Origin of the sequence: Zobellia laminariae (genome assembly GCF_030553095.1) — a bacterium.
GTDB classification, from domain to species: domain Bacteria; phylum Bacteroidota; class Bacteroidia; order Flavobacteriales; family Flavobacteriaceae; genus Zobellia; species Zobellia laminariae.
The window spans coordinates 1,441,591-1,468,131 of sequence record NZ_CP130738.1; the positions used below are offsets into that span (position 1 = coordinate 1,441,591).

18 protein-coding genes and 5 pseudogenes are annotated in these 26,541 nt (G+C 37.2%); 11 read left to right on the forward strand and 12 right to left on the reverse strand.

The features are described from left to right. Positions 1 to 131 precede the first annotated feature (131 nt). The 4 genes from Q5W13_RS24705 to Q5W13_RS06870 are packed head-to-tail and all read left to right on the forward strand — an operon-like array spanning position 132 to position 2,474. The gene (locus Q5W13_RS24705) at positions 132 to 1,025 is read left to right on the forward strand and encodes a M61 family metallopeptidase (protein WP_368662456.1); all 894 of its coding nucleotides are present in this window, start codon (positions 132 to 134) and stop codon (positions 1,023 to 1,025) included. A 20-nt stretch (positions 1,026 to 1,045) separates the two neighbouring features. After that, on the forward strand, positions 1,046 to 1,660 hold the full coding sequence (locus Q5W13_RS24710) for a M61 family metallopeptidase (protein WP_368662457.1): 615 nt from the start codon (positions 1,046 to 1,048) through the stop codon (positions 1,658 to 1,660). Beyond that, the gene (locus Q5W13_RS24715; protein ID WP_368662458.1) at positions 1,657 to 1,944 is read left to right on the forward strand and encodes a PDZ domain-containing protein; all 288 of its coding nucleotides are present in this window, start codon (positions 1,657 to 1,659) and stop codon (positions 1,942 to 1,944) included. The genes Q5W13_RS24710 and Q5W13_RS24715 overlap by 4 nt, the downstream gene beginning before the upstream one ends. Continuing rightward, positions 1,944 to 2,474 carry a GNAT family N-acetyltransferase gene (locus Q5W13_RS06870; protein WP_304445816.1) on the forward strand — a complete coding sequence of 177 codons (531 nt, stop codon included), beginning with the start codon at positions 1,944 to 1,946 and terminating at the stop codon, positions 2,472 to 2,474. Before Q5W13_RS24715 ends, Q5W13_RS06870 begins: the two co-directional genes overlap by 1 nt. Before the next feature lie 313 nt (positions 2,475 to 2,787). Here the strand turns inward: Q5W13_RS06870 and Q5W13_RS06875 are convergent, their stop codons facing one another. From Q5W13_RS06875 to Q5W13_RS06905, 8 genes and pseudogenes are all read right to left on the reverse strand, one after another. Further along, positions 2,788 to 3,066 carry a F0F1 ATP synthase subunit delta/epsilon gene (locus Q5W13_RS06875; protein ID WP_155597882.1) on the reverse strand — a complete coding sequence of 93 codons (279 nt, stop codon included), beginning with the start codon at positions 3,064 to 3,066 and terminating at the stop codon, positions 2,788 to 2,790. Positions 3,067 to 3,135: 69 nt separating this feature from the next. After that, positions 3,136 to 4,644, reverse strand: a pseudogene (atpD, locus tag Q5W13_RS06880) (F0F1 ATP synthase subunit beta). A gap of 181 nt (positions 4,645 to 4,825) precedes the next feature. Further along, positions 4,826 to 5,995 (reverse strand): SGNH/GDSL hydrolase family protein, encoded by a 1,170-nt coding sequence (locus Q5W13_RS06885; protein WP_368662459.1) that lies wholly within the window; start codon positions 5,993 to 5,995, stop codon positions 4,826 to 4,828. Further along, positions 5,949 to 6,449, reverse strand: a complete 501-nt coding sequence (locus Q5W13_RS24720; protein ID WP_368662460.1) for a hypothetical protein — start codon at positions 6,447 to 6,449, stop codon at positions 5,949 to 5,951. The genes Q5W13_RS06885 and Q5W13_RS24720 overlap by 47 nt, the downstream gene beginning before the upstream one ends. A 19-nt stretch (positions 6,450 to 6,468) precedes the next feature. Further along, positions 6,469 to 9,259, reverse strand: a pseudogene (locus Q5W13_RS06890) (TonB-dependent receptor). Positions 9,260 to 9,458: 199 nt separating this feature from the next. Then, positions 9,459 to 11,306 (reverse strand): glutamine--fructose-6-phosphate transaminase (isomerizing), encoded by a 1,848-nt coding sequence (glmS, locus tag Q5W13_RS06895; protein ID WP_304445817.1) that lies wholly within the window; start codon positions 11,304 to 11,306, stop codon positions 9,459 to 9,461. A 187-nt stretch (positions 11,307 to 11,493) separates the two neighbouring features. Continuing rightward, positions 11,494 to 13,326: a DUF4270 family protein gene (locus Q5W13_RS06900; RefSeq protein WP_304445818.1), complete on the reverse strand. Its 1,833-nt coding sequence runs from the start codon at positions 13,324 to 13,326 to the stop codon at positions 11,494 to 11,496. Positions 13,327 to 13,331: 5 nt separating this feature from the next. After that, positions 13,332 to 14,141, reverse strand: coding sequence for a glycogen/starch synthase (locus Q5W13_RS06905; protein ID WP_155597876.1), 810 nt, complete (start codon positions 14,139 to 14,141; stop codon positions 13,332 to 13,334). 107 nt (positions 14,142 to 14,248) lie between these two features. On the opposite strand from Q5W13_RS06905, the gene panC reads away from it, so the two are divergent. The 5 genes and pseudogenes from panC (at position 14,249) to radA (ending at position 19,028) form a co-directional block, all read left to right on the forward strand. Next, positions 14,249 to 15,091, forward strand: coding sequence for a pantoate--beta-alanine ligase (gene panC, locus Q5W13_RS06910; protein WP_155597875.1), 843 nt, complete (start codon positions 14,249 to 14,251; stop codon positions 15,089 to 15,091). Positions 15,092 to 15,108: 17 nt separating this feature from the next. Continuing rightward, a pseudogene (panD, locus tag Q5W13_RS06915) lies at positions 15,109 to 15,460 on the forward strand (aspartate 1-decarboxylase). Between the two features lie 2 nt (positions 15,461 to 15,462). After that, positions 15,463 to 16,428 carry a lysylphosphatidylglycerol synthase transmembrane domain-containing protein gene (locus tag Q5W13_RS06920; protein ID WP_304445819.1) on the forward strand — a complete coding sequence of 322 codons (966 nt, stop codon included), beginning with the start codon at positions 15,463 to 15,465 and terminating at the stop codon, positions 16,426 to 16,428. A 27-nt stretch (positions 16,429 to 16,455) separates the two neighbouring features. After that, a complete protein-coding gene (locus Q5W13_RS06925) occupies positions 16,456 to 17,598 on the forward strand; it encodes an alpha/beta hydrolase (RefSeq protein WP_304445820.1) in 1,143 nt (380 codons plus the stop codon). 68 nt (positions 17,599 to 17,666) lie between these two features. Then, positions 17,667 to 19,028: pseudogene (gene radA / locus Q5W13_RS06930) on the forward strand (DNA repair protein RadA). Between the two features lie 138 nt (positions 19,029 to 19,166). Here radA and Q5W13_RS06935 read toward each other — a convergent pair. Together Q5W13_RS06935 and Q5W13_RS06940 are read right to left on the reverse strand one after the other, a co-directional pair. Beyond that, positions 19,167 to 20,206, reverse strand: a pseudogene (locus Q5W13_RS06935) (aldo/keto reductase). Positions 20,207 to 20,340: 134 nt separating this feature from the next. Next, on the reverse strand, positions 20,341 to 21,108 hold the full coding sequence (locus tag Q5W13_RS06940; protein WP_162524574.1) for an exodeoxyribonuclease III: 768 nt from the start codon (positions 21,106 to 21,108) through the stop codon (positions 20,341 to 20,343). A gap of 88 nt (positions 21,109 to 21,196) precedes the next feature. On the opposite strand from Q5W13_RS06940, the gene Q5W13_RS06945 reads away from it, so the two are divergent. Beyond that, positions 21,197 to 23,182, forward strand: coding sequence for a TonB-dependent receptor family protein (locus Q5W13_RS06945; RefSeq protein ID WP_304445821.1), 1,986 nt, complete (start codon positions 21,197 to 21,199; stop codon positions 23,180 to 23,182). Between the two features lie 90 nt (positions 23,183 to 23,272). On the opposite strand, the gene Q5W13_RS06950 is transcribed toward Q5W13_RS06945, so the two are convergent. Continuing rightward, positions 23,273 to 24,823 carry a glycine--tRNA ligase gene (locus Q5W13_RS06950; protein ID WP_304445822.1) on the reverse strand — a complete coding sequence of 517 codons (1,551 nt, stop codon included), beginning with the start codon at positions 24,821 to 24,823 and terminating at the stop codon, positions 23,273 to 23,275. Between the two features lie 37 nt (positions 24,824 to 24,860). Beyond that, positions 24,861 to 25,757: a DUF8428 domain-containing protein gene (locus Q5W13_RS06955; protein WP_304445823.1), complete on the reverse strand. Its 897-nt coding sequence runs from the start codon at positions 25,755 to 25,757 to the stop codon at positions 24,861 to 24,863. Positions 25,758 to 25,814: 57 nt separating this feature from the next. On the opposite strand from Q5W13_RS06955, the gene Q5W13_RS06960 reads away from it, so the two are divergent. Beyond that, positions 25,815 to 26,510 carry a ComF family protein gene (locus Q5W13_RS06960; RefSeq protein WP_155597865.1) on the forward strand — a complete coding sequence of 232 codons (696 nt, stop codon included), beginning with the start codon at positions 25,815 to 25,817 and terminating at the stop codon, positions 26,508 to 26,510. Positions 26,511 to 26,541 lie beyond the last annotated feature (31 nt).

Genomic DNA, 26,541 nt, shown 5'->3' on the forward strand with positions numbered 1-26,541 from the left:
GAGATACTTTAGTTTTTGAAGGTTTATCTAAAATCTAATGTGGTAATCTTATTCTTTACTGAATGTAGTACTATCCAAATATAGCAAATGCACCTATTAAGTAGTATATTGGTCTCATTAAATTTACATTAATGAAATTCTACTTTTCCTTCTTTCTTTCTATCACCACGAGCATACTTTTTGCCCAAACCAATAACTACGAAATTTCTTTTGAGAATGCTGTTCATCACGAAACGGTAGTAAAAGGGACCTTCCCAGAACTAGAAATAGATACGGTTACTTTTAGAATGAGCCGATCTTCTCCCGGACGATATGCACTTCATGAATTTGCTAAAAACGTTTATAGTTTTAAAGCAACGGATAGCAAAGGGAATATTCTAGAGGTTCTACGTCCCGACCCTTATTCATGGAATGTAATAGGCCATGATGGAACTATTAAAATAAGTTACACTTTATTTGCCAACCGAGGCGGCGGCACCTATTCTCAAGTAGATGAAACCCATGCACATTTAAACATACCTGCGACATTTATGTACGCTCCAACTTTAAAAGACCGCAAAATAGAAGTAGATTTTAAAATTCGAGAAGATTTAGGCTGGAAAGTCGCTACACAACTACCCCTAGTTTCAGGCACTACATATTCAGCGCCAAATCTCTATTATTTTATGGATAGCCCAACGGAAATAAGCAATCATTCCGTTCGTGAATTTCAGGTTGATAATCATGGGAAAACACAAACCATACGTTTTGTATTGCACCATAATGGCACAGAAGAAGAACTAGATTCCTATTTTGAGAACGTTAAGAAAACTGTTCTTGCCGAGAAAGAGGTTTATGGAGAACTACCAGATTTTGATTATGGCACTTACACTTTTCTAGCCTGTTACATACCTAATGCCTCAGGAGATGGCATGGAACATCGCAACTCTACTATTCTTACCAGTACACGTAGTCTCGCCAATGGTGGCATGGAAGGTAATATAGGAACGGTTTCACATGAATTTTTTCATGCCTATGGAACGTAGAACGTATCCGGCCAAAATCTTTGGAACCTTTTAATTTTGAGGAAACTAATATGAGTGGAGCTCTATGGTTTGCCGAAGGTTTTACCAGTTATTACACCAACCTTATTCTTTGCAGGGCAGGAATCATCTCGTCCGAAAAGTATGTAGAAGGGATTTCGAGCACTTTCAATTACGTCTGGAACTCGCCTGCCCGTCAATTTTTTAACCCGATTGAAATGAGCTATCAAGCGCCTTTTGTAGATGCAGCTACTTCGGTTGACCCGGTAAATAGAGAAAATACATTTATTTCTTATTATTCTTACGGAAGCATACTAGGCCTTGCTCTTGACCTATCCCTGCGGGAAGAGAAATTAAATCTAGATGACTTCATGAAACTGGTTTGGAAACAATATGGAAAAACTGAAAAACCGTATGTAATAGAAAACCTTCAACAAGTGCTAGCTGAATATGCTGGAAGCGACTTTGCCAGTACTTTCTTCAACAAGTATATTTACAAAAGTGAGATGCCTGATTATAGCTCTCTATTAAACTCCGTTGGTGTTACGTTGAAACAGAATTCAGAAGTACCTTATTTTGGGGCAGCTGTATCCTGGACGGTGATGGTCATGGTGAAATTCAATCTAATCCTAAAATGAATACACCCGCCTATGATGCCGGACTGGATAAAGGTGATATCATAACTAATATTAACGGAAGCGGATTCCCAGACGGACAGCAGTTTAGTACTTATATCCAAAAATTAAAAGTTGGCGACACCTTAAAATTAAGTTTTAATCGCTTCGGAGTTGAGAGGAACACCAATGTAATTCTAAAAGCAAACCCAGATTATAGGCTATTGTTAACTGAAAAAGAAGGTGATAAACCATCAAAAAAACAATTACGCCAAAGAGCCGATTGGCTTAAAACCGTAGCTCCCTAATGATACAGTATACTTTGGCTTCTATAGATGATGAACTAAAGCAAATTCTTGCCCTACAGCAAAGAAATTTACCTTTTAAGGTTTCTTTACAAGAAAAAGAACATGAAGGCTTTGTTACTGTGGAACATACTTTTAAAATTTTAAAAGCAATGAACGAAGCTTGTCCGCATATCATTGCTAAATCTAACAATATCGTTGTTGGCTATGCTCTCTGCATGCATCCAAAATTTGCTAATGAAATTGAGGTTTTAAAACCCATGTTCAATGAAATTGATTCCATAACCCCAAAAAAGAAAAATTATCTGGTTATGGGCCAAATCTGTATTGACAAAGCTTTTCGTAAACAGGGAATTTTCAGAAAATTGTATGAAACCATGAAGGCCGAAACGCGAGAAAATTTCAAATGTATTATTACTGAAATAGATGCTTCCAATACCCGTTCGCTTCAAGCACATTATGCCATAGGTTTTAAGGAGCTAAAAACTTATCAAGCTGGTGATCAGGAATGGAAAATTGTTGTTCTCAAGTAATTTCTCAAAACCTTTTGAGGGCTTTCTGATATATTCTAAACCAAGCGGCGGTAAGCTCACTGCAGACCCTGCACGGACGGAAACAGATTTTACAGTAACTGGTAATCAATTTAGCTAGTAAAGCGTTAAAAACTTATGAAAAGAACCTTAGCAACCTGTTATGTACCATTCCTTTTTGACTTGTACGCTCTCCCTGCGGAGTATATTTGGATTTAATTAAAACTCTACACGAACAAACCTTAAAAAATTCGATAAAAAAAAAGCCATACTATTAAGTACGGCTTTTATAAATTATATAATTCAATAAGACTTTTTAATCGGCCAAAATAATAACACGATTATCACTCATCTCAACAGTTCCACTAGCAATGGGAAGAGTAACCTTTCCACTAGCATCTTTTGAGAATTTAGAAGCATATGCTCCTTCTATCGTTATATTTCCATCAACACGAACATTACCCTTTTGAAGCAAAGAAACTATAGCAGCGTGACCGTTCAAAATTTGAAACTCGCCATTTACTCCCGGTACAGTTACCGATGTTACCTCGCCTGAAAATAAAGTGGCTTCTGGTGATACAATTTCTAAATACATATTCTTAGTGTTAAGTAGTTAGTCCAAAGTAAAAAGTACAAATACTCTCTACTCCGTACTTAGTACCAATTAAGCTTCAGCTAACATTTTTTCACCTGCTTCCATTGCTTCTTCAATGGTTCCTTTAAGGTTAAAAGCAGACTCTGGAAGGTGATCTAACTCTCCATCCATAATCATATTAAACCCTTTTATGGTTTCTTTAATATCAACCAACACACCTTTAAGACCAGTAAACTGTTCTGCTACGTGGAAAGGCTGTGAAAGGAAACGTTGAACACGTCTTGCACGACCTACCGCCAACTTATCCTCTTCGGAAAGTTCTTCCATACCAAGAATAGCGATAATATCCTGTAATTCTTTATAGCGTTGCAACAACTCTTTTACGCGCTGTGCACAGTTATAATGATCGTTACCTAAAATCTCAGCCGTTAAAATACGAGAGGTAGAATCCAATGGATCCACCGCAGGGTATATACCCAACTCCGCAATCTTACGAGAAAGTACGGTTGTTGCATCTAAGTGAGCAAAGGTTGTTGCTGGAGCCGGATCCGTTAAATCATCCGCAGGAACGTATACAGCTTGCACAGAAGTAATAGAACCTCTTTTAGTTGATGTAATACGCTCTTGCATAGCACCCATCTCTGTTGCCAAAGTTGGCTGGTAACCTACCGCAGAAGGCATACGACCTAAAAGAGCCGATACCTCAGAACCTGCTTGCGTAAAACGGAAGATATTATCTACAAAGAAAAGTACATCTTTACCTTGACCTTCTCCTGCTCCATCACGGAAGTACTCTGCGATTGTCAAACCAGACAATGCAACACGAGCACGTGCTCCTATGGTTCGTTCATCTGACCAAAAACGAAAGTTGCTTTTGAATCTTTCATGGCTTTTTTATCAACCTTATTTAGATCCCATCCACCATCTTCCATAGAGTGCATAAAATCATCACCGTATTTGATAATACCGGATTCTAACATTTCACGAAGTAAATCGTTTCCTTCACGAGTACGTTCCCCAACACCTGCAAATACTGAAAGACCACCGTGACCTTTTGCAATGTTGTTAATCAACTCCTGAATTAATACGGTCTTACCTACACCTGCACCACCATAATAATCCAATTTTACCACCTTTTGCATAAGGCTCAATAAGGTCAATTACCTTAATACCTGTAAAAAGAACTTCGGTAGAAGTAGAAAGGTCTTCAAATCTTGGAGCGTCTCTGTGTATAGGCAAACCATCTTTACCTGCTTTAGGTAAATTACCTAAACCATCAATAGCATCACCAATTACGTTGAAAAGACGACCATATACGTCATCACCAACTGGCATTTGAATTGCGCTACCTGTCGAAAGCACATCTGTTCCTCTACTTAGACCATCAGTAGAATCCATGGAAATTGTTCTCACTGTGTTTTCACCAACGTGAGATTGTACTTCTAAAACTAGTTTAGAACCATCTTTACCAGCGATTTCAAGAGAATCGTATATTTTTGGAAGGGTATCTCCTGATTGAAATTCCACATCTACTACTGGCCCAATAATTTGGGAAACTTTACCTGTAACTTTTGACATTACTTTATTAGTTTATGAATTCAAATTACTTACTGTATTGAAAAACACCTTAATACACCCATGTTTTTCAGGCTGCAAAGGTATGTTTTTCAACTCGAATTGAAAATACTTTTTATTCTTTTTTCACTACAAAAAAAGGCGCCAGTTAATGGCGCCTTGTTAAATGTAATAAAAACAATGCCTATTGCAATGCTGGTGAATAGTTTGTTGGATAATTTCCGATATTGAACAAAGACCCTGATGCTTCAAAATTAGTCTCATAAGTAGCATCTATAGACTTCATGAACTCATTAGCCATAAGTGCATAACCTCTTGCCGTTAGATGAACACCATCTAAAGAAAAACCACCACCAGTTACCAAATTAGCCGTCAGGGTAAAGTCACCATCGGTAACACCGCCACTAGCCAAATCCTGTAATAACTGATTAGCATCTACAAACGCTAATCCTGCTGCAGAAGCTGCGGAAGCAATTGTAGCATTAAACTGGGTTGTAACTGCATTAATTTCATCTTGTTCTTCTGGAGTTAAAACCCATTTATCGGCCAAAGGCAATGTAACCCCTTCAACAGAAAATTGACCCGCAACCGCAGGAGGAAGGTTTGTTGCCGAAAAGGCCGCAAAAGATTCTTCATTAACCTTACCGATTACGTTGCTACTAGGCAACACCAATAAGTCATTTTCCGTGGCGGCTCTGGATTGACCGTACGCAGTACCTAAAAGACTAGCAACCAAAGGTGCTGCTGCTTCAGGCAGACCCAGCTGTGTAACAAACACAGGAAAACCAGGATTAGCATTGAATGCGCCCGTAATTTGTGCGGATATATCAATAAGTGCTTCGTCTTTTATAACTACCGCATTATTTGTTGAATCCGAAAAAACAACTATTCGATTCGTTTCTCCAAGCGCAGTATACACTTGATTTAAAGCTCCATAAACTGTATTTAATGTTGGTACTTGTGCAGCAAAACCATTCTCAGCTGGATCAATAGGGTCATGAGGAACGGTTGTAAAATGTGGAATCGTCGTTACATAAGGAATATTAGCCATCACACCTTTTGCTCCTGCCGATGTCAAAGTCGTTACCAATGTATTTATAGCAAAATCAAAAGTGGGTTGATCAGTCATAGGGTTTGTACCATCAGCACCTGAAAGTGCATGTCCTAAAACATCATTGTTACCGATCCACAAACTAAAAAATGTAGGTGATTGCGCCATAGCCAGCTCTAAAACTCTAGCATCTGGTGTAGTACCCGTCATTCTTACAAAATATGGATTGGCAAGCTGTGCAGCTAAATTTGCAGCATTACCATAATAGCGCCAACAAATGAAAACTCTTTGCTCCTGGAACACCCATATTGTTAAATGGACCTGTTGGATTGTTCAAAATTATATCTGTGGTTGGAGCAACCTCCCCTATTACATCGCCTAAAGCAGCTGGTCCAGATCCGTTAAAAACCAATCTAGGGTTAAAACCTTCCAATTGAGTTCCTCCGGCTAAAAGACCTCCTATATTATCATTCATTAAAGGCTGTGAAAAAGCACCACCTCCTACCAGAGCAAACTTAGTAGACAGTAAATTAGGTATTGAATTTTCTTGCCCTGTAATAAAAAGTGCATTATCCGTAAAACCTGCAGTTAACGAATTTCCTAAAGAAACATATGTTGAAAAATCTGCTGAGCCCGCATTTAATTCAACAAGTGCTTCCGCCATTACTTCTGGCTCAAGATCAACATCTTCAGGGTCATTACAGGCGGTAAAAGCCAAGATACCTAAAGAGATGTATATATATTTTAAGTTTTTCATTTCAACTTTAGATTAAAAATTAATTATTAATTGTCCAAGATAAGTAGTACATAGACCCAATATATCCGGTACCGAACGCTGTATAGTATTCTTTACCGGTTAGGTTTGTCCCTCCTATTTTAAAGGAAGATTTGATACTTGGAACATTATAATTGATTTGTGCGTCAACTACATGAAATTCTGGAATAACACCGTTACCAAAAGTAGCTTCCCAGAAATAATCATCACTGAATCTGTATGACACATTAAATCCAAAATTTTCAAATAACTGCTCATTTCCAAAAGATGCCTTGAACTTGTGCTCTGGAGTGTTGAAATTCAACATTACATCTGGATTAGCATCACGGTCAAATTCTAATTTTGTAAACGTATAACTACCTCCTAAATTAAAATCTCCAAATACTTTCATATTAAGGCCCAAAGATGCACCATATGAACTAACATCAGCATCGGTATTAGTGTACGTGCTATATGCTTGGTAATCCCCATTGGCTATTGCTGCTACAGAAAGTGCACCATCACCAACTACTCCATATAAAGGAGAAACTACAACTTCCTGAGAAATAAAATCTTTATACCTGTTATAGTATGTACTAAAGTCAATTACCAGCTTATCAACCTTACCTCGGTATCCAATTTCAATAGATGATACTTTTTCAGGTTTAACTAAATCTGGATTAGCAATTTCCAAGTCCGCAGGGTTCCCTGTTGCACCTAAAGAGGCTACAGAAGCGGCAGAATAAGAATTGTTATATGCCACCGCACCAGTTTGCGTAACCGAAGCCGGTTGTTGATATAAAAGTTGACCGGTAGCACTTACATCATAATCCCTTGAATATCGATCTAGATTATCTGATGCAGACCCAACTAAAATTGCCCTACCAGCATTCAAACCAATGAAAAGATCTTGAGTAGTTGGATTTCTAAATCCTGTTTGGGCAGAAGCTCTAATGTTATGATTTCTGCTAATTGTATAACCAGCGGATAATCTTGGTGATAAAAATCCATCAAAAAACTCAGATTTATCATAACGAATAGAACCCGTTAATTTTAAACTTTTTTCTCCTGCAAAAGGCAAGGTCTTTTGAACCTGAGAGTAAATTCCAAATTCCGAATAATCAATTGGACCATCTATATCTGTATAAATAGTACCTAAGGAATTTAAACTATACTCCCTAAACGACCCACCAACTTGAATTTCTGCCCAATCAATTAAATGAGCAAAATTATAATTAGCATCTGCATGATAATATTTAGATTGATCATAAAATTGAGAACCCTTACTCAAATCTGGATCTTTAATAACTGTATTAAAGGCAGCATCAAACTCTGATGTACCATAAGGTAACAATCTACCTGATTCAGCTTGGGCCCTACCAGCAGCATGAGCTTGAGCATCTGTAGCTCCTCCTAAAGTTGCCTGAACATAAGCTCCTGTATACTCACCAAACCAAGTGTTGTCATCTTTCCAACTTCTATTAATGTTGATACCCGTAAATACCATATCATAAGAATCTCCAGCTTTATCACCAACAACATAGCCTCTTACAAAGAAGTTATCGTTTTTGATTTCAAGCTTATGCTGCTCTTGAAAAAATCCATCAATATTATATCTATTGGTACCTTGATAGATTGTAGTACCTGTACCCACTTTACCTACGTAAGAAATCTCCAAGCTATTACCTTCAATTGGCCTATAATATAAACCCCAATCTGCTTTTATACTTTCTGCATTGTACTGGGTAAGATCACTTTCAGCATAACCTGTTCTACTTACAATTTCTGAAGGAACCAAAGAATTGGCCCCAGCAGGTAGGATACCTAAACCTTCTAAAGTAAGCGCCACATCTTTAATGTTAGTAGAAACCTCATCTCCATAAACATTAACCCCGTCATAGTTCAAGTTATCTCTTGTACCACTTATGGTGTAATCTTATCATCTGTATTATTAGCGGCCCAGTCAGTTCCCTTTAGATATCCGAAATTAACTTTTCCAGCAAATTTATCACTGAATTTATACGCTGCCCTAATACCAAAATCTGTATAAGAATTATCGCCAGAAGCTTCTTGAGAAGTTATCCCACGCTTAATTGACACACTAATTCCTTCGTAGTCAAACGGATTCTTACTTCGCATAAACAAAATACCGTTAAAGGCATTTGCACCATAAAGCGCAGATGATGCTCCGGGTAATAACTCAACACTTAAAACATCCGGTTCAACTAAACCTACTAAGTTTCCGATAGGGAAATTTAATGCTGGTGTAGAGTTATCCATACCATCAACAAGTTGCATAAAACGCGTATTAGAAAAAGACGCAAAACCTCTTGTGTTTACAGACTTAAAAGTTAAACTATTTGTATTTACATCAACCCCTTTCAAATTCTCTAAACCGCCATAAAAATCCGCAGCAGTAGTGTTTTTAATCTCAGAAACACCAATTCTCTCAACCGTAACCGGTGATTCAAAAATACGCTCAGGCGTTCTAGAAGCAGATATAACTACTTCATCTAAAAATGTTTGGGACTCATCAATTGTAATGGTCAAGGTTTGATTGTTGGAGGTGACTTCCTCTGTAGCATCCGAATATCCGATGCTGGTAATCATTAACTGAAAAGGGGGTACCTCAGAAGTTTGTAAATTAAAATTACCATCAAAATCCGTTGTGGTGCCAATCGCTTTTCCTTCAATAACGATATTGGCCCATGGTACGGGCTGACTGTTCTGATCACCACTTTCCCGTTTACCGTTGTTTGCGAAAATCCAAAGCTAGTCGCCAACAGCAAGGCTAAAAATAGTATTGCTCTCATGTTAAGTTTAAGTTAAAAATGTTAGTAAATCGAAGTTACATTTTTTTTTCGACCAATAATCATAAAATGGAAAAAATTATGCATGCATAGTACTTTTTTCATAAAAATACCCCCTTCAAATTACAAATACCCTAAAACAAATAGGCCTTGACATATGTCAAGGCCTATTAAAAGCTAATACTATTATTTTAATAGTAGTTTATTCTACTGTAACCGATTTTGCCAAGTTTCTAGGCTGATCTACATTACAATTTCTCATTACCGCAATATGGTATGACAACAGCTGTAAAGGAATGGTAGTTAATAATGGCGTAAGGCTTTCCAAAGTCTCAGGCACCTCAATTACATGATCTGCCAATTCCTTAACCTGTGTATCACCTTCTGTGACAATAGCTATTATCTTTCCTTTTCTGGATTTGATTTCTTGAATATTACTTACCACTTTTTCATAATGCCCTCTCTTAGTGGCAATCACGAATACTGGCATTTGTTCATCTATCAAAGCAATAGGTCCGTGTTTCATTTCTGCAGCAGGATACCCTTCTGCATGTATGTAACTAATTTCTTTAAGTTTAAGCGCTCCTTCTAAAGCTACCGGGAAATTATAACCTCTACCTAAATATAAACAATTGGTGGAATCCTTATAAACCTCAGCAATCTTTTCTATAAGAGCATTACTTTCCAACACCTTCTCTACCTTAGCAGGAATGTTTTCTAGTTCAGTTAAAAATTCATGGAACCTAGACTGGGAGAAAACACCTTTTTCCTTTGCTAATTTTAAAGCAATCAATGTTAGAACAGTAATCTGTGTCGTAAAAGCCTTGGTTGACGCTACTCCTATCTCAGGACCAGCATGAGTGTAAGCACCTGAATCTGATTCTCTAGCAATAGAAGAACCTACAACATTACATACACCAAATACATACGCTCCTTTTTCCTTCGCTAATTTTATAGCAGCTAAAGTATCTGCAGTTTCACCAGATTGAGAAATAGCAATAAGCACATCTTTATCCGTAATAACAGGGTTTCTATATCTAAACTCAGAAGCATACTCTACCTCTACAGGTATTCTTGCCAAATCTTCAAATATATATTCAGCCACTAAGCCTGCATGCCATGAAGTACCACAAGCCACAATAATTATGCGGTTCGCGTTCATGAACTTTTCTAAATTCTCATCAATACCAGCCATTTTTATAAGACCCTGAGCTGCTCGCAATCTACCTCTATAGGTATCCAAAATAGCCCTTGGTTGCTCATAAATTTCTTTAAGCATAAAATGATCGTAACCACCTTTTTCAATTTCCTCGATATTCATTTTCAATTCGAGAATATTTGGATATGCTACAGCATCATTTTTAATTTTTCGAAGTTTGATTTCCTTCCCGATTCTAATAATCGCCATTTCCTCATCTTGAATATATATAGCATTATTGGTGAATTCAATAAAAGGAGAAGCATCAGAGGCAATAAAAAATTCATTATCACCAACACCGATTGCTAATGGACTACCTAATTTAGCAACCACTATCTCATCAGGCTTCTTTATATCAAAAACAGCAATAGCGTAAGCACCTACTACTTCATTCAAAGCGAGCTGAACAGCTTTGCCCAACTTTACATCTTCGGTCTTTTGAACCTCTTCTATTAAGTTGATAAGAACCTCAGTATCTGTATCTGATTTAAAAGTATACCCTCTTTTGGTAAGCTCTTTCTTTATAGACTCATAATTTTCAATAATTCCGTTGTGGATAATTACTAAATCACCGGAATTAGAATAATGTGGGTGAGAATTAACATCATTTGGTACCCCATGGGTAGCCCAACGCGTATGACCAATACCTAGCTTCCCTTCTAAGGAAATAGTACTTTCGGCCTTTTTCTTTAAATCTTCAACCTTACCCTTGGTCTTTGCCAAGTTTATTTTTTCGCCGTCGTAAATTGCAACACCGGCACTATCGTATCCTCTATATTCAAGACGTTGTAAACCTTTTACTATAATCGGATAGGCATCTCTATGCCCTATATAACCTACTATTCCACACATACTGTATACGTTAATTTAAGTTGGGGAAAATAAACACTTTGCCGCAAATGTACTAGAAGCTAGCCAAATCTCCCTAAAACACACCTATAAAACGAAAAATATCGTTAATTGGTATAGTAAGGTTAATCTCACCGCTTGAAGCGTAAACTCGCGTAAATAAAATTAGAGTAGTTGTTTTGTATAAAAACTAGTTGGTTTCGGTATAAAAAATTTCAAGCTGTAGCTTCTTATCAGAATCAGCTCCACTAACATCACTACCATAAAGAGCAGTACCTAATGGCGTTAAGGTATTTGCAACCGGCAATTGTTCTTCCACATCGTTCTCTAGCATAGCATTAAGCGTACCTGTAAAAAACAGATTAGGTGTTGTTGTTAAACCTAAAGTAACATTTTCAGCATCATCCAACACAAGACTGTTGATATAGGTTGTAACGTCTACCGTATATTTTACTCCTTTACCTGCACTAGAAGTCTCTAATTCCCCATCATACTCCGCCAATTGACTAGTAGCATCAGTAGCCGATAACGGCAAACTTGCATTGGTTTCTTTATTGTATAAATACAATTTTTGAGGTGCTGCACCTAGATTATCATCAGCTACATAAAACACAAGATTGGCATTATTAATGATCCAATTGTTTGCTTTTATTTCATTTATAGCTTCTCTGCTGTTTGCATCATCAAACAATTTAATTTCAGCGAAAGAACCAGCCCCTCCCTTTAAATAAATTTTTGATGCATTTATATCCGTATCTAAATCATCAGTTATTTCAACAGGATACACCTCATTAACAAGTGTATTTGCGGCATTACCCACAGTAGTAACCTGACCGGTTTGAGTGTTAGTCACATCATTAATAAAGCCTAGCACAACATCTTTTCGTTTATTTTGTACTGAAACCACACCAGCAGTATCTGCGCTATCATACTTATACCTAATGGTAATGCTAGCTGCTTTCAAATTAAAAAGTAACATCACATCTTTGTTTCCTGCTGATAGCGAAAAATGAATCCCCCTTAAGAATTCATTAAAATTAGCTTGGCTAGATAGCTCCGATGAACCTTCTTTATCCAAAATATTTTCTTGAAAAAAATCTTTATCTAGTTCTACACGAATTCCGGGAGCCAAATAGTTAAATTGAGTCTCCTCATTAACATCCTCAGTTGTAGCATCATCCAATTTAGATACCGGAATTGACTCCGAACTAATTACCAATTGCTCTCCAACCGAACTGTCGTAAAGTACCTCACCAAAAGAACTGGCTGGAAATTCCTGATTAGAGTAATACTCTTGTGCTTCTTGAAAATTAGCTAAAGGGTCTAAGTCTCTCATAAAGAAAGTAGACCTCTGCACCTTTAAGTTAAAGGTTGCATTATCAATGTCTTGATCATATAATCTACTATCGACATAAATACTATCTAAATCAAAGGTTTTAGGAAACTGATCCTTCACAAAATCTGCCGTGTCTACATCATCAGCAGGGTTTAATGGATCTGAACCTTTTGTTTTCTCCTGAGCATCTGTAAGACCACCACCATCAGTATCGCTATTTGCATCTAATGGATCATCATCTAACTCATCAATAAGGCCATCTAAGTCGGCATCACCCGTTGGATTTGTCAAAAACGGAATATACAGATATACTGATTCTACAGTCTCATTTTCCGGTATCTGAGCGGGCACACTTGTATTCTCAGTTTCTTCTAATAATTGAGAATACGTTCCAAAAGTAGGGTTTGCACTAGGCAACAAAACTTGAGAAGTTACACGCGCTTCAGTTTTTCCATAAAGCGGGTCATCATAGATACCTAATTGATAAATAGGTAACTTATTTGTGGATACTGCCTTTATCTTCTTGTTATAAGCAAATACATCAAAAACAGCCTTATTGTTTTTGAACGGCTCTCCCCCAACTACACCAGAGCCTACGGTTGTTAAGTCTTCTTCACAAGATGCAAAGATGATGACAAGTGCTACTACTGCAAAAGCAGGGAGTTTTAATCTGTTCAAAAAAATCATTCGGGCTATTTTAAAACTTCAGTGTTATAAAAATTGGCATAGGCTTCCTCAAATTCTTGTAAGGTAACATATGGCAACACAGGTTTTTCAAGGTTGGAAATATGACTCTGTAAATCTTCCGGAATATCTTCCGCGGCTAAAATAACAGCATCCGAGTTATCTACCGCAATCTTTAACAAATTATTATAATTGGGAGCTTTAAGATCTTGAATACTATCTTCTGAAATACCATCAAAAGCTACCTTCTTAATCATATCGGAATCTAGTTCTCCTTCAAAAGATTTACCATAAACAGAAGTAACAATTTTACTGGCATTGAACAAAGGCTCGTCTGCATAGTATTTTTTGAGGTACAATGGCAACAAAGAAGCTAACCACCCATGAACGTGAATTATATCTGGAGACCAATTCAATTTCTTGACTGTCTCAACAACACCTTTAGCAAAAAAGATAGCTCTTTGATCATTGTCTGGAAATAAATTTCCGTCCGTATCAGTAAACGTAGCCTTACGCTTAAAGTACTCATCATTATCTATAAAATAAACCTGGATTCGCTCGCGAGGAATGGAAGCTACCTTTATAATAAGAGGCATATCCATGTCGTTAATAACTAAATTCATGCCCGACAAACGTATCACCTCGTGAAGTTGATGTCTCCGTTCGTTTATATTGCCATATCTTGGCATAAAAATCCGTATTTGACCGCCATTACTGTTGACCATCCTAGGAGTTTCATAAGACATTAGGGAAACTTCGTTCTGAGGAAGGTAGGGTACTAACTCCGACGATACGAACAATATCTTTTTACCATTCATATATGCAATGTTTTTTTATTTATTTGGTGCAACGTGTGTGCAAAATTACGAAAATTCTACAGATTAGCCGTAATTATAGTAAGTTTGCTCGCTTTTAAACCAAACCTATGTTGGTATTCAAAACCAAAAAAGAACTCTCAGATCATATTTCAACCCTTCCTAAAACAAATAATTTAGGGCTCGTACCCACCATGGGTGCGCTTCACACGGGTCATACCTCTTTAGTTCAAAAGGCAGTTAACGAAAATCAAACCGTTGTAGTGAGTATTTTCGTAAACCCCACACAATTTGATAACAAGGAGGATCTTGCTAAATATCCGGATACTTTTGATGACGATTTGGATTTGCTTTCTAGTATTTCGGAAGATATTCTTATTTTTTCACCATCTGCAGATGAAGTTTATGACCATAAAATTAAAGCTAAGAAATATAATTTTGAAGGCTTAGATACTGTAATGGAAGGTGCATTTAGAGATGATCACTTTAATGGAGTAGGTACTATTGTTGAAGCGCTTCTTTTACTCGTAAAACCAGATAGGGCTTACTTTGGAGAAAAGGATTTTCAACAACTACAGATTATAAGAAAATTAGTCCAACAACAGAACATTCCTGTAGAAATAATAGGCTGCCCAATTGTTAGGGAAACTAATGGTTTAGCCATGAGTTCACGTAATGAAAGGTTATCTAAACAATTACGACAAAAAGCTTCGTTCATTTACCATACACTCCTGACTGCCAAAGAAAAATTTGGCACGGAAAATGCTGATTATGTACTAGATTGGGTTAAAGAACAATTTAACGAACAGGAAGATTTAGAGTTGGAATATATTGAAATAACCGACGTAGAGACCCTAAGCCCAATTACAAGAAAAAACGAAAAACTAAAATATAGGGCATTTATCGCCGTTTATGCTGACGGAGTCCGTCTAATAGACAATATTGCTCTATAATTAATTACCTTTATCCCATGCAAATAGAAGTTGTAAAATCTAAAATACACCGTGTAAAAGTTACCGGGGCCGATTTAAATTATATTGGCAGCATCACTATTGATGAAGATTTAATGGATGCAGCAAACATCATAAGAGGTGAAAAAGTACAGATTGTAAACAATAATAATGGTGAACGCTTAGAAACCTATGCTATATCTGGGGCCAAGAAAAAGTGGTGAAATTACTTTGAATGGTGCTGCATCCAGAAAAGTAGCTGTAGGGGATATTCTTATTCTAATTACCTACGGTAGAATGGATATTGAAGAAGCTAAAAAGTTTAACCCATCATTGGTATTCCCTAACGAAGACACTAATTTATTGAAGTAGACTTGAACGAGAAACTAAAAAAAATACTAAAAACACTACTCCCAATAGCCTTGGGAGTTTTTTTAGTTTGGTACTCTTACTATAAGACTTCACCAGAGGACCGAACCCAAATATTATTTTACATTAAGGAAGCGGACCTTTTTTGGGTTGGTATTTCTATAACACTTGGTATTCTTGGGCACATTTCTCGTGCCGTTCGTTGGAATTATTTATTGGAACCACTAGGTTACAAACCCAAAATAATAAACAATATTTTTATTATTCTAATGGCCTATTTTGCAAACTTAGGCATACCAAGAACAGGGGAGATTCTTAGAGCCACAGCCCTAACAACCTATGAAGATGTGCCTTTTGAAAAAGGTTTTGGAACTATTGTAACAGAGCGTGTTATTGATGTAATCATGCTTCTTTTATTAATAGGCATAACGTTACTATTACAGACAGATATTATTTTAGGCTTTTTACAAGAAAAAGGGTTTAACATTAAGGGACTGCTACTTTTAATCGGAGCAGGAGTTGTTGGTCTAGTTCTCTTTTTTCTTTTCATCAAAAAATCGTCGCATAAAATAGCCATTAAGATTAAAGGTTTCGTTAAAGGACTTATGGAAGGCGTTTTTAGCATTTTTAAAATAAAAAAGAAATGGGCGTTCGTATTTCACACTCTTTTTATTTGGGGTTGTTATATTGGCATGCTCTGGGTCATTAAATTTACCGTGCCCGAAACCATACATTTATCGTTAAGCCAGCTTATGGTTGCTTTTGTAGCTGGGTCTTTTGCAATGACAGCTACCAACGGTGGTATTGGCCTTTACCCTATTGCAGTAAGCAGTGCGTTAACCATATTTGGCATCAGCGCAGTATCCGGTGATGCCTTTGGGTGGATTATGTGGATTGCACAAACTTTAATGATCGTTGTTTTTGGGGCAATATCTTTTCTGGTATTACCGTTATTCAACAGAAGCCGATAAGGTTTCGTTGTACCCAAAAACTACACCATGTTACGGAAACTTACTTTTTTTGCATGCCTTCTATGCGCTAGCCTCAACGCACAAGTTACACAAGAGATTTTTGAATCTTTTAAATTACAAGAGCGTCGAGACGTAAAATACTACTTTCCAGAAGATTACGACAAAGAAAAGAAATACCCTTTGATCGTTGTTCTAGATGGCGAGTACCTTTTTGATCAAGTAGTAGCCAATGCTAAGTTTTATCATAAATTTCATGGTATGCCCGCCAGTATAGTTGTAGGTGTGGAACAAAGCAAAAAGAGCATTCGTTTTGATGATTGTGCTTATGACCCAGATTCTGGTCTTCCTTCTGAAAAAGCAAAAAAATTCTTTGAGTTTCTAGGAATGGAAATTATACCCTATCTAGACCTTACTTACAGCACTGCTCCTTTCAAAATGATTGTTGGATATGACATTACAGCCAACTTTACCAACTATTGGCTTTTTAAAGAAAATTCATTATTCAATGCTTACGTAAACATCTCGCCTGATTTAGCTCCCGAAATGGAAACAAGAGTACCGACACGTTTAGCGTCATTTGACAAACAAATTTTCTATGAATTAATAGTAGAGACGGAAAAAAACAAGAATACTTCACGAATTCTTCAGATGGACAAGGCCATTAAAGCCATTGACAAAGAATCGCTTCATTATAACTTTCAACAATATGATGGTGCAGACCATATTTCTATAGCTACTTACGGCCTAGGAAAGGTTTTTGATAATATTTTTGGCATGTTCAAGCCAATCAGTCCTAAGGAATACAAACAACAAATATTAACTTCTGAAGAACCTGTTTTTCAATATTTAGAAAACAAATATCAAAATATAGAGGATTTATTCCGAGTTAAAAAAACAGTTGACCTTAACGATATTATGGCCATTTATGCCGCATGTAGAAAAAAGGAGGACACAGAATCTTTAAAACCGCTTGCAGAACTTTGTAAAAAAGAATTCCCTGATACTATGATGGGTTTCTACTTTGAAGGTGAATACTACGAGCAGATGGGTGAACCAAAGAAAGCGTTCAAAACTTTTGAAAAAGCATTTGCTATGGATGAAATAGATTTTCTTACCAAAGAGATGGCTTTAGAGAAAATAGATGCTTTGAAAGCTGATTTTGGATACTAAATCACCAACTACACAACGCTAATTATCAAACAAAGTTTTACCTTTAAGGCCAATCATCAAAACAAGGTATGGCCAAAACAAAAACAGCTTTTTTCTGCCAGAACTGTGGCACTCAATACGCCAAATGGGTGGGACAATGTTCTGCTTGTAAAGAATGGAACACCGTAGTTGAAGAAGTCATTCAAAAGGAGGAAAAAACAAATTGGAAGGCAAGTAGTACAACCGCAAAGAAAATAGCAAAACCCTTACGTGTTAATGAAATTAGTACGGATAAGGAACTACGATTAAACACTTTTGATTTGGAGTTCAATCGTGTTTTAGGCGGCGGACTTGTCTTATGGAGCGCTAGTTTTACTAGGCGGTGAATAGGAGTTGGAAAAAGCACCTTGCTTTTACAGATTGCGTTAAAGCTTCCGTATAAAACTCTTTATGTCTCCGGGGAAGAAAGTCAAAAACAGATCAAGATGCGGGCAGATAGAATTCACCCGAATAGCGAAACCTGTTTTATACTTACAGAAACCAAGACCCAAAACATTTTTAAGCAGATAGAAACCACCGAGCCGGATATTGTTGTTATAGACTCTATCCAAACGTTACATTCAGATTATATTGAATCGGCTGCGGGGAGCATATCCCAAGTACGTGAATGTACTGCGGAACTAATAAAATTTGCCAAAGAAACCAATACACCAGTTATTCTAATTGGCCATATTACCAAAGATGGCTCTATTGCAGGCCCCAAAATTTTGGAGCACATGGTAGATACCGTTTTGCAATTTGAAGGTGATAGGAACTACGTATACCGTATTCTTAGAGCTTTAAAAAACCGTTTTGGTTCTACGGCAGAATTAGGTATTTATGAAATGTTAGGTGGTGGACTAAGACAAGTGAACAACCCTTCTGAGATATTGATTTCCAAAAACGATGAAGGACTTAGCGGCACCGCCATTGCGTCTACCATAGAAGGTATGCGCCCATTAATGATAGAAATCCAAGCTTTGGTAAGTACGGCCGTTTATGGTACACCACAGCGCTCTACTACAGGCTACAATGCTAAACGCCTCAATATGCTGTTAGCCGTTCTTGAAAAACGGGCTGGTTTTAAATTAGGAGCTAAAGATGTCTTTCTAAATATTACTGGTGGAATTTCGGTTGATGACCCAGCTATTGATTTAGCCGTAGTTGCTGCCATACTCTCCAGTAATGAGGATATTCCCATTGAAAAAGGCGTCTGTTTTTCTGCGGAGGTTGGTCTTGCTGGGGAAATACGGCCAGTACAACGAGTGGACCAACGTATTTCCGAAGCTGAAAAACTTGGTTTCACTTCCATCTATGTTTCTAAGAATAATAAAATCACCTTAAAAAACACAAAAATAGAAGTGCATCTTATCTCAAGAATAGAAGATATGGTCAACGCTCTTTTTGAGTAATGTGTTTAACTAAAAAACAACAGAACCACCCTATCTCTTATCGCGAAGTATTCGGGCGGTAACCATGATTATCAAGATTACCACCACAATTACTATCAACTGTCCAAAACCTACCTTTAGAAAGAACATATTACCTATTTATGGTGCTGGGTTAGGAATGGAATTATGTATCGCTTCGATGCCTTCAAGCACCTCTTCGCCCAATTTCAAATCTATACTTTCAACATTCTCCTGCAATTGTTTCATTGATGTAGCCCCAATAATGGTACTGGTAACGAACGGTCTTGTGTTTACAAAAGCTAAAGCCATTTGCGCCATAGAAAGTCCGTGCTGCTGTGCTAGCTCATGATACTTTTCAGTTGCCTGTATTGCAGGGTCGTTACTATATCTATTGTAGTTAGGAAACAAAGTAATTCTTCCTGTTGCAGGCTTCATACCTCCTAAATATTTTCCAGATAATGTTCCAAAACCCATTGGGGAATATGCCAAAAGGCCAATCTTCTCACGCAATGAAATTTCAGAAAGACCAACCTCAAACTGGCGATTCAAAAGACTATACGGATTCTGTATGGTAATTGCTCGAGGCAAACCAGCATGAACTTTACTTTCCGTTAAAAAACGCATAGCTCCCCAAGGTGTCTCATTGGATATGCCTACGTGTCTAATCTTCCCTTCACGAATTAAATCGCGCATGGTCTCTAAAACCTGATGAATATTATCTTTCCAATGGTCTGATATATCATGCTTATAGCCTCTTTTTCCAAAGTAATTGGTATTTCTCTCTGGCCAATGCAATTGATAAAGATCAATATAATCAGTCTGAAGGCGTTCTAAACTTCCCTCAACAGCACTACGAATAGCATCTGGCGAGAAACCTGTAGTCCGGATAAACTTTGTAAAATCGGCCTTACCAGCAATTTTGGTTCCGAGAATTACTTTATTACGATTACCATTTTTCTTGAACCACGTTCCAATTATTTTCTCGGTTGCCGAATGACGGTCTGGATGCGCAGGAACAGGATACAATTCTGCAGTATCAAAAAAATTAACTCCATTTTCTAAAGCAAAGTCCATCTGTTCATGGCCTTCCGCTTCCGTATTCTGTTTGCCCAGGTCATTGTACCAAGGCAAATTTTACTGACTTCTATGTCAGTGTAGGGTAGGATTGTATTCTTCATGTATTCTTTGGGGTATTATTTCAAAAAGCCCAAATCTAAGCAATTTGAAGGGTTACAAAAAACCCCTTATCGATTGTTGTCTGAAAATCGCCAAAATGCATATCTACATACAAAAACCTATCAAATCAACCAGATTAGACCATATCAATTTCCACTAAAATGGGACAATGATCACTGTGTTTGGCTTCAGCAAGTATTACTGATCGTTTTAATCGATCTCTTAAAGGCTCCGCCACCATGGCATAATCCAAACGCCATCCTTTATTATTATTTCTAGCATTGGCCCGGTAACTCCACCAAGTATAGTTATCAGGCTCTTCGTTAAAATGACGGAAGCTATCAATGAATCCACTACTCATGAAATCGCCTATCCATTCACGTTCAACTGGTAGAAAACCAGACACTTTTTTGTTACGGACAGGGTCGTGAATATCTATTGCTTCGTGACAAATATTATAATCACCTAAAACAATTAAGTTGGGATGTGTTTTCCTCAGGTCATCCGCATACTCTTGAAAATCTGCCATATACTGTAACTTGAGATCCAAACGGGCCAAATTCGTACCTGAAGGCAAGTACATGCTCATGATTGATATATCACCAAAATCTGCCCTAATATTACGGCCTTCAAAATCCATATAATCTATACCGGTTCCTTTCTGAATAGTATCCGGTTGGGTTTTAGAAAGAATAGCGGTGCCGCTGTATCCCTTCTTTTGTGCACTAAACCAGTAATTATATTTATAGCCTGCTTCTTCAAAAAGCGAAAGGTCTAATTGCTCCTCCATAGCCTTTATTTCTTGAAGACAAACTACATCTGGATCAACTGCTTGTAACCACTCTATAAACCCCTTGTTCAATGCAGCACGTATGCCATTTACGTTATATGATACTATCTTCACGATTTTTACTTTTTTACGAAAATAAGCAATGTGAACCAAGAAGCCCCTGAAGTTTGTTATTTTTGAGTTCTTCTAACAAAAGCCCTAAATGAAGTCCTTTTTTCTAGCCCTATTTTCCATTTTTCTTACACAAATTACAAAGGCTCAAAGCCCGTCACAAAAAGATAGCATAACCGTGTTAGAGGAAGTAATCCTAACCGATACCGTTCTAACTAAAAATGCAACTGGATTTGTTCCGTCTTCTGTAATTGGTACAAAAAGCTTTCAAAATTATAGTCCCATAGATATGGTTTCGGCTATCAATCAAATTCCCGGGGTGTTCGTTCTCTCCGGAGCTTTGAACACTAACAAAATTACAATTAGGGGTATTGGCGCTCGTTCCCAGTATGGGACAGACAAACTTCAGCTTTATTATAATGACATTCCTTTGACAAATGGAACAGGTTCCTCTACCATTGAGACTTACGATTTAGAAAATTTAGACGGTATAGAGGTTATTAAAGGGCCAAAAGGCACTGCTTACGGCACAGGTCTTGGGGGAGCCATTATTCTTCATTCAGGAGAAAACACAAAGGAAGCTACTAGCCTTGAAAATAATTTTACAACAGGTTCATACGGGCTTTTGAAAAATAATCTTAGCTTTTCTCATTCAGACACCAAGCTTTCTTTAATGGTTCGTTATGGACATATGGAAACTGATGGTTACCGTGAGAACAACAGGTTTGAACGCGATGGGATTTTAGTAAATACATCGTATAAAATTAACTCAAAAAATAAGGTTTCATTTTTACTAAACCATATTGATTATTCTGCTCAAATACCTAGCTCCATAAGTCGTTCTGCATTTGATGAAAATCCAAAACAAGCTGCATTTACATGGAAAGCATCTCAAGGTCATGAGGATAACAATTACACATTAGCCGGATTCTCATACCAGCATGAATTTAGCTCAAAATTAAAAAACACTACCAGCGTTTTCTACACCTACCTTGACCATTATGAGCCTAGACCCTTCAATATCTTGGATGAAATTACCAATGGCTATGGTTTTAGAAGCCGATTTCTGGGGAATTTTAATTTTCTACAGCGAAAAGCAGAATACACTTTTGGTGCCGAACTTTATAAAGATGAATATAATTGGGGTACGTTTGAAAATCTATACGAAGAGAATAACAGTAATGGCAGCTTAAAGGGAGGGCGCATTAGTGATAATAAAGAATTTCGCAGAAAATTTAATGGTTTTGGTTCCTTAACGCTTCCCATTACAGATAAGTTCACTGCCCAAATAGGCCTAAATATCAACAAGACCCATTATGATTTTAGAGACAAATTCAATTCAGGTTCTGATAACAAAAATGCTAAACGCGATTTTAACGCGATAGTACTACCGAGCCTTGATTTAAATTACAAACTGAACGAGTACCATTTTATATACGCCAATATTAGCCGCGGCTTCTCCAATCCAAGTCTTGAAAGATCACTCACTCCAGAAGGTGTCATCAACCCGGACATAGCTCAAGAAACAGGCATTAATTATGAACTTGGAGGTCAGTTTAATTTATTCAAGAAAAATCTTCACGTAGACCTAGCCGTCTATCGCATGGATATTAAAAACCTTTTGGTGGACCAAAGAATTGGTGAAGACCAGTACATTGGAAAAAATGCAGGAAGCACCAAACACCAAGGAATAGATTTAGAATTAAGCTACACTATTGCACTCACACCTCAACTTCAACTAAGACCATTCATAAATTATACGTTGAGCGATTTCAGCTTTGTAGAATTTATTGATGGAGAAAATGATTTTTCTGGAAACCCGTTAACAGGTGTGCCAAAAAACCGATTAAATTCTGGTCTTCAGATGCAAATGAACAACGGATTCTATTGGAATACCACTCACCAATATGTAGACAAAATATCTCTGACAGATGCTAACACGTTATACAGTGATGCATTCAATGTTCTTAACACAAAAATTGGATATAGAAAGGAATTATCCTCGCGTTTCACGATTGGGCTTAATTTCGGTATCAATAATATTTTTGATACGAAATATGCCCAATCGGTTCTATAACGCTACAGGATTTGGTGGCAGTGAGCCACGCTATTATTACCCCGGAAATGGACTTAATTGGTACGGAGGCCTTAAATTAGGTATACAGATCTAAGACTCTTCCATCTTCATTAGCCAACCCTTCATATCTACAGCAGCATGGATAATCGATTTTAATTCCGATATTTTAACACGTTCTTGCTCCATAGAATCACGATGACGAATAGTTACCGTATTATCTTCTTTTGTTTGATGATCAACAGTTATACAGAAAGGAGTACCATTAGCATCTTGTCTTCTATAACGACGTCCAACAGCATCTTTCTCATCATATATCACATTAAAATCCCATTTAAGATTTTCTATAATCTCATGTGCAATCTCAGGTAAGCCATCTTTTTTAACCAACGGAAATATTGCAGCTTTGGTAGGAGCCAAAACAGCAGGTAATTTTAAGACCGTTCTAGTTGTTCCATTCTCTAGTTCTTCTTCTTTTAAAGAATTAGAAAAAACAGCCAAGAACATACGATCTAGACCAATAGAAGTCTCGAGCACATATGGCACATAACTTTCCCGAGTTTCCGGATCAAAATATTGTAGTTTTTTGCCAGAAAATTTCTCGTGACTGGATAGATCAAAATCGGTTCGTGAGTGTATACCTTCAAGCTCTTTAAATCCAAAAGGAAAACGGAATTCTATATCTGAGGCCGCATCGGCATAATGAGCTAATTTCTCATGATCATGGAAACGATAGCTGTCTTGTCCCATTCCTAAAGAAAGATGCCATTTCATGCGCTTCTCTTTCCATTTATCATACCATTCTTGCTGCGTACCCGGTTTAATGAAGTATTGCATTTCCATCTGTTCAAACTCGCGCATACGAAAGATAAATTGTCGTGCAACGATTTCATTACGAAATGCTTTTCCTGTTTGGGCTATACCAAAGGGAATTTTCATTCTACCTGTTTTCTGAACATTCAAGAAGTTTACAAAAATACCTTGAGCAGTCTCAGGGCGTAAATACAAATCCATTGCGGTCTCTGTAGTAGCTCCCAGTTTAGTCCCGAACATAAGGTTAAACTGTTTAACATCCGTCCAATTCTTAGAACCTGACATAGGACAAGCAATATCTAACTCCTCAATGAGTCTTTTGACATCTGCTAAATCTTCTTTTTCCAAAGATTGACCCAACCTTTTTAAAATGGTCGTTGCTTGTTCTTGATAATCTACAACTCTTGGGTTAGTTGCTAGAAATTGCTCCTTATCAAACTTATCACCAAAACGTTTAGCTGCCTTGGCTACTTCTTTTTCTATCTTACCTTCAATTTTTGCTACGTGATCTTCAACGAGCACATCTGCACGGTATCTTTTTTTAGAATCTTTATTATCTATTAATGGATCACTAAAGGCATCTACATGACCGGAAGCTTTCCAAGTAGTAGGGTGCATGAAAATTGCGGAATCAATACCCACAATATTTTCATTTAGCTGTACCATAGCCATCCACCAATACTCCCTTATATTTTTTTTGAGTTCAGAACCGTTCTGCGCGTAATCGTAAACGGCACTTAATCCGTCATAAATTTCACTAGATTGGAATACATAACCATATTCCTTTGCATGGGAAATTACCCTCTTAAAATCGTCTTCTTGTTTTGCCATGCGGCAAAAATAGAATATTAGGGCAATGACAGAAAATTTATTTTAGTTCAAATTCACTTGAGGATAGAAGTTTTTGATTTTCAAAAACGTTAAGCCTATAGATACCTTCCTCCAAAGAGCCTTGGGGCAGGGTAATGAAGTCGCAGACGTTAGTCTCTTCTCCACTAAAAGTAAACTCTACTCGTTTACTATAAATATTACCATTTACCGCAATAGTATTGGCATTATCTTCAATAACTCGCATATTTGGACCTAAGAATTGAAAATAAACTACCTTTTCGGCATTTAATTCATGGCCATCTGCTGCTACGGTAACACAACCGCGAAGCTTTTCTATAAGCGATGCTTTATTTGTTTTAATAGGCTTACCGGAACGCAATCTAAAACCACTGCCTTCTGTATTTTGTAAAGCCAAATATTTCTTTGCTTTGAGCTCTTTATTTAGCTCACTTATTTTTTTTCTCTGAAGCGCTTCTGCCTCGGCAAGGGAAGTACTTTTGCCCCTTAAAACTTCTATCTGTTTTTTTGTTTCCTCGTACTTATCGGAAAGTAACATGTTATTGTATCGTAAGAAGTTGTTCTTAAGCTTCAAACTATCATTCTTTGCCTCTAACCTACGTAACTCAGTTTTATATTCTCTTAATTTTTCTACAGTGAAATTTAATCGACCCACAGAATCTAACAATTGTTGCACCCTATATTTTGAACTTTCCAGTTCAATTTCATTTACTTCGTTGAGTGCTGAAAGTCTATCAACATCAGTTCTCATTATAGTAAGGTCCTTAACAAGTAGTTCTTTCTCCTGTTCTAGATACATGATTTGACTTCTAGATTGGGCATAGCTATAGTAAAATGCTATTAAGATACCTATGAGAACCGCAACTAGTGCAGTAAGTATTATTTTGTAGTTAAATTTAGTATCTTGAACGTCCATTGGGGCGTGTGGGGCTTTTAAGTAGCTTGCACAAAGGCAAAAGGTTTGGTGTTTGAAATGTTAACAAATATACTAAATGATATTAATTCGGTCTTAGCACCAAGGGTGTGTTTTGGATGTAATGCTCATTTAAACGGAGGAGAGAAACTCCTCTGTACCATTTGCCGAAACGATTTGCCGCTTACCGATTACACTTTTAACGATGAAAACCCAGTTGACCGTATATTTTATGGTAGAATTAACATAAAAAAAGCAAGTTCGATGCTTTTTTTCTCTGAAAAGGGTATTGTTCGCGAGCTTATTCATCATTTAAAGTACAAAAACCAAGAAGAAGTAGCTACATTTTTAGGAGATTGGTATGGGCAAATCCTAAAAGAGAATAATGAACTCCTAAATACCATAGACCTTATTATTCCCGTTCCTTTGCACAAGAAAAAACTTAGACAACGCGGGTACAACCAAGTAGCTTCTTTTGCCCAAAGACTGGCATTCCATCTAGAAGCTGAATATGCAGATAACCTTCTGATTAAAACGGCCAACACAAAAACACAGACTAAAAAAGGAAGAATTGGTAGATGGCAAAACACCAAGGATCTATATACACTATCAGACCCAGACTATTTAAAAGACAAACACATTCTTCTTGTAGATGATGTAATTACCACTGGTGCTACTATGGAAATTTGTGCTAGAACACTGGCCCAAGCAACAAATACCACGCTATACATTACTAGTATGGCCGTAGTGCCATAAGTGTGGAATTAAAGAAAATTAGTTGTTTCTT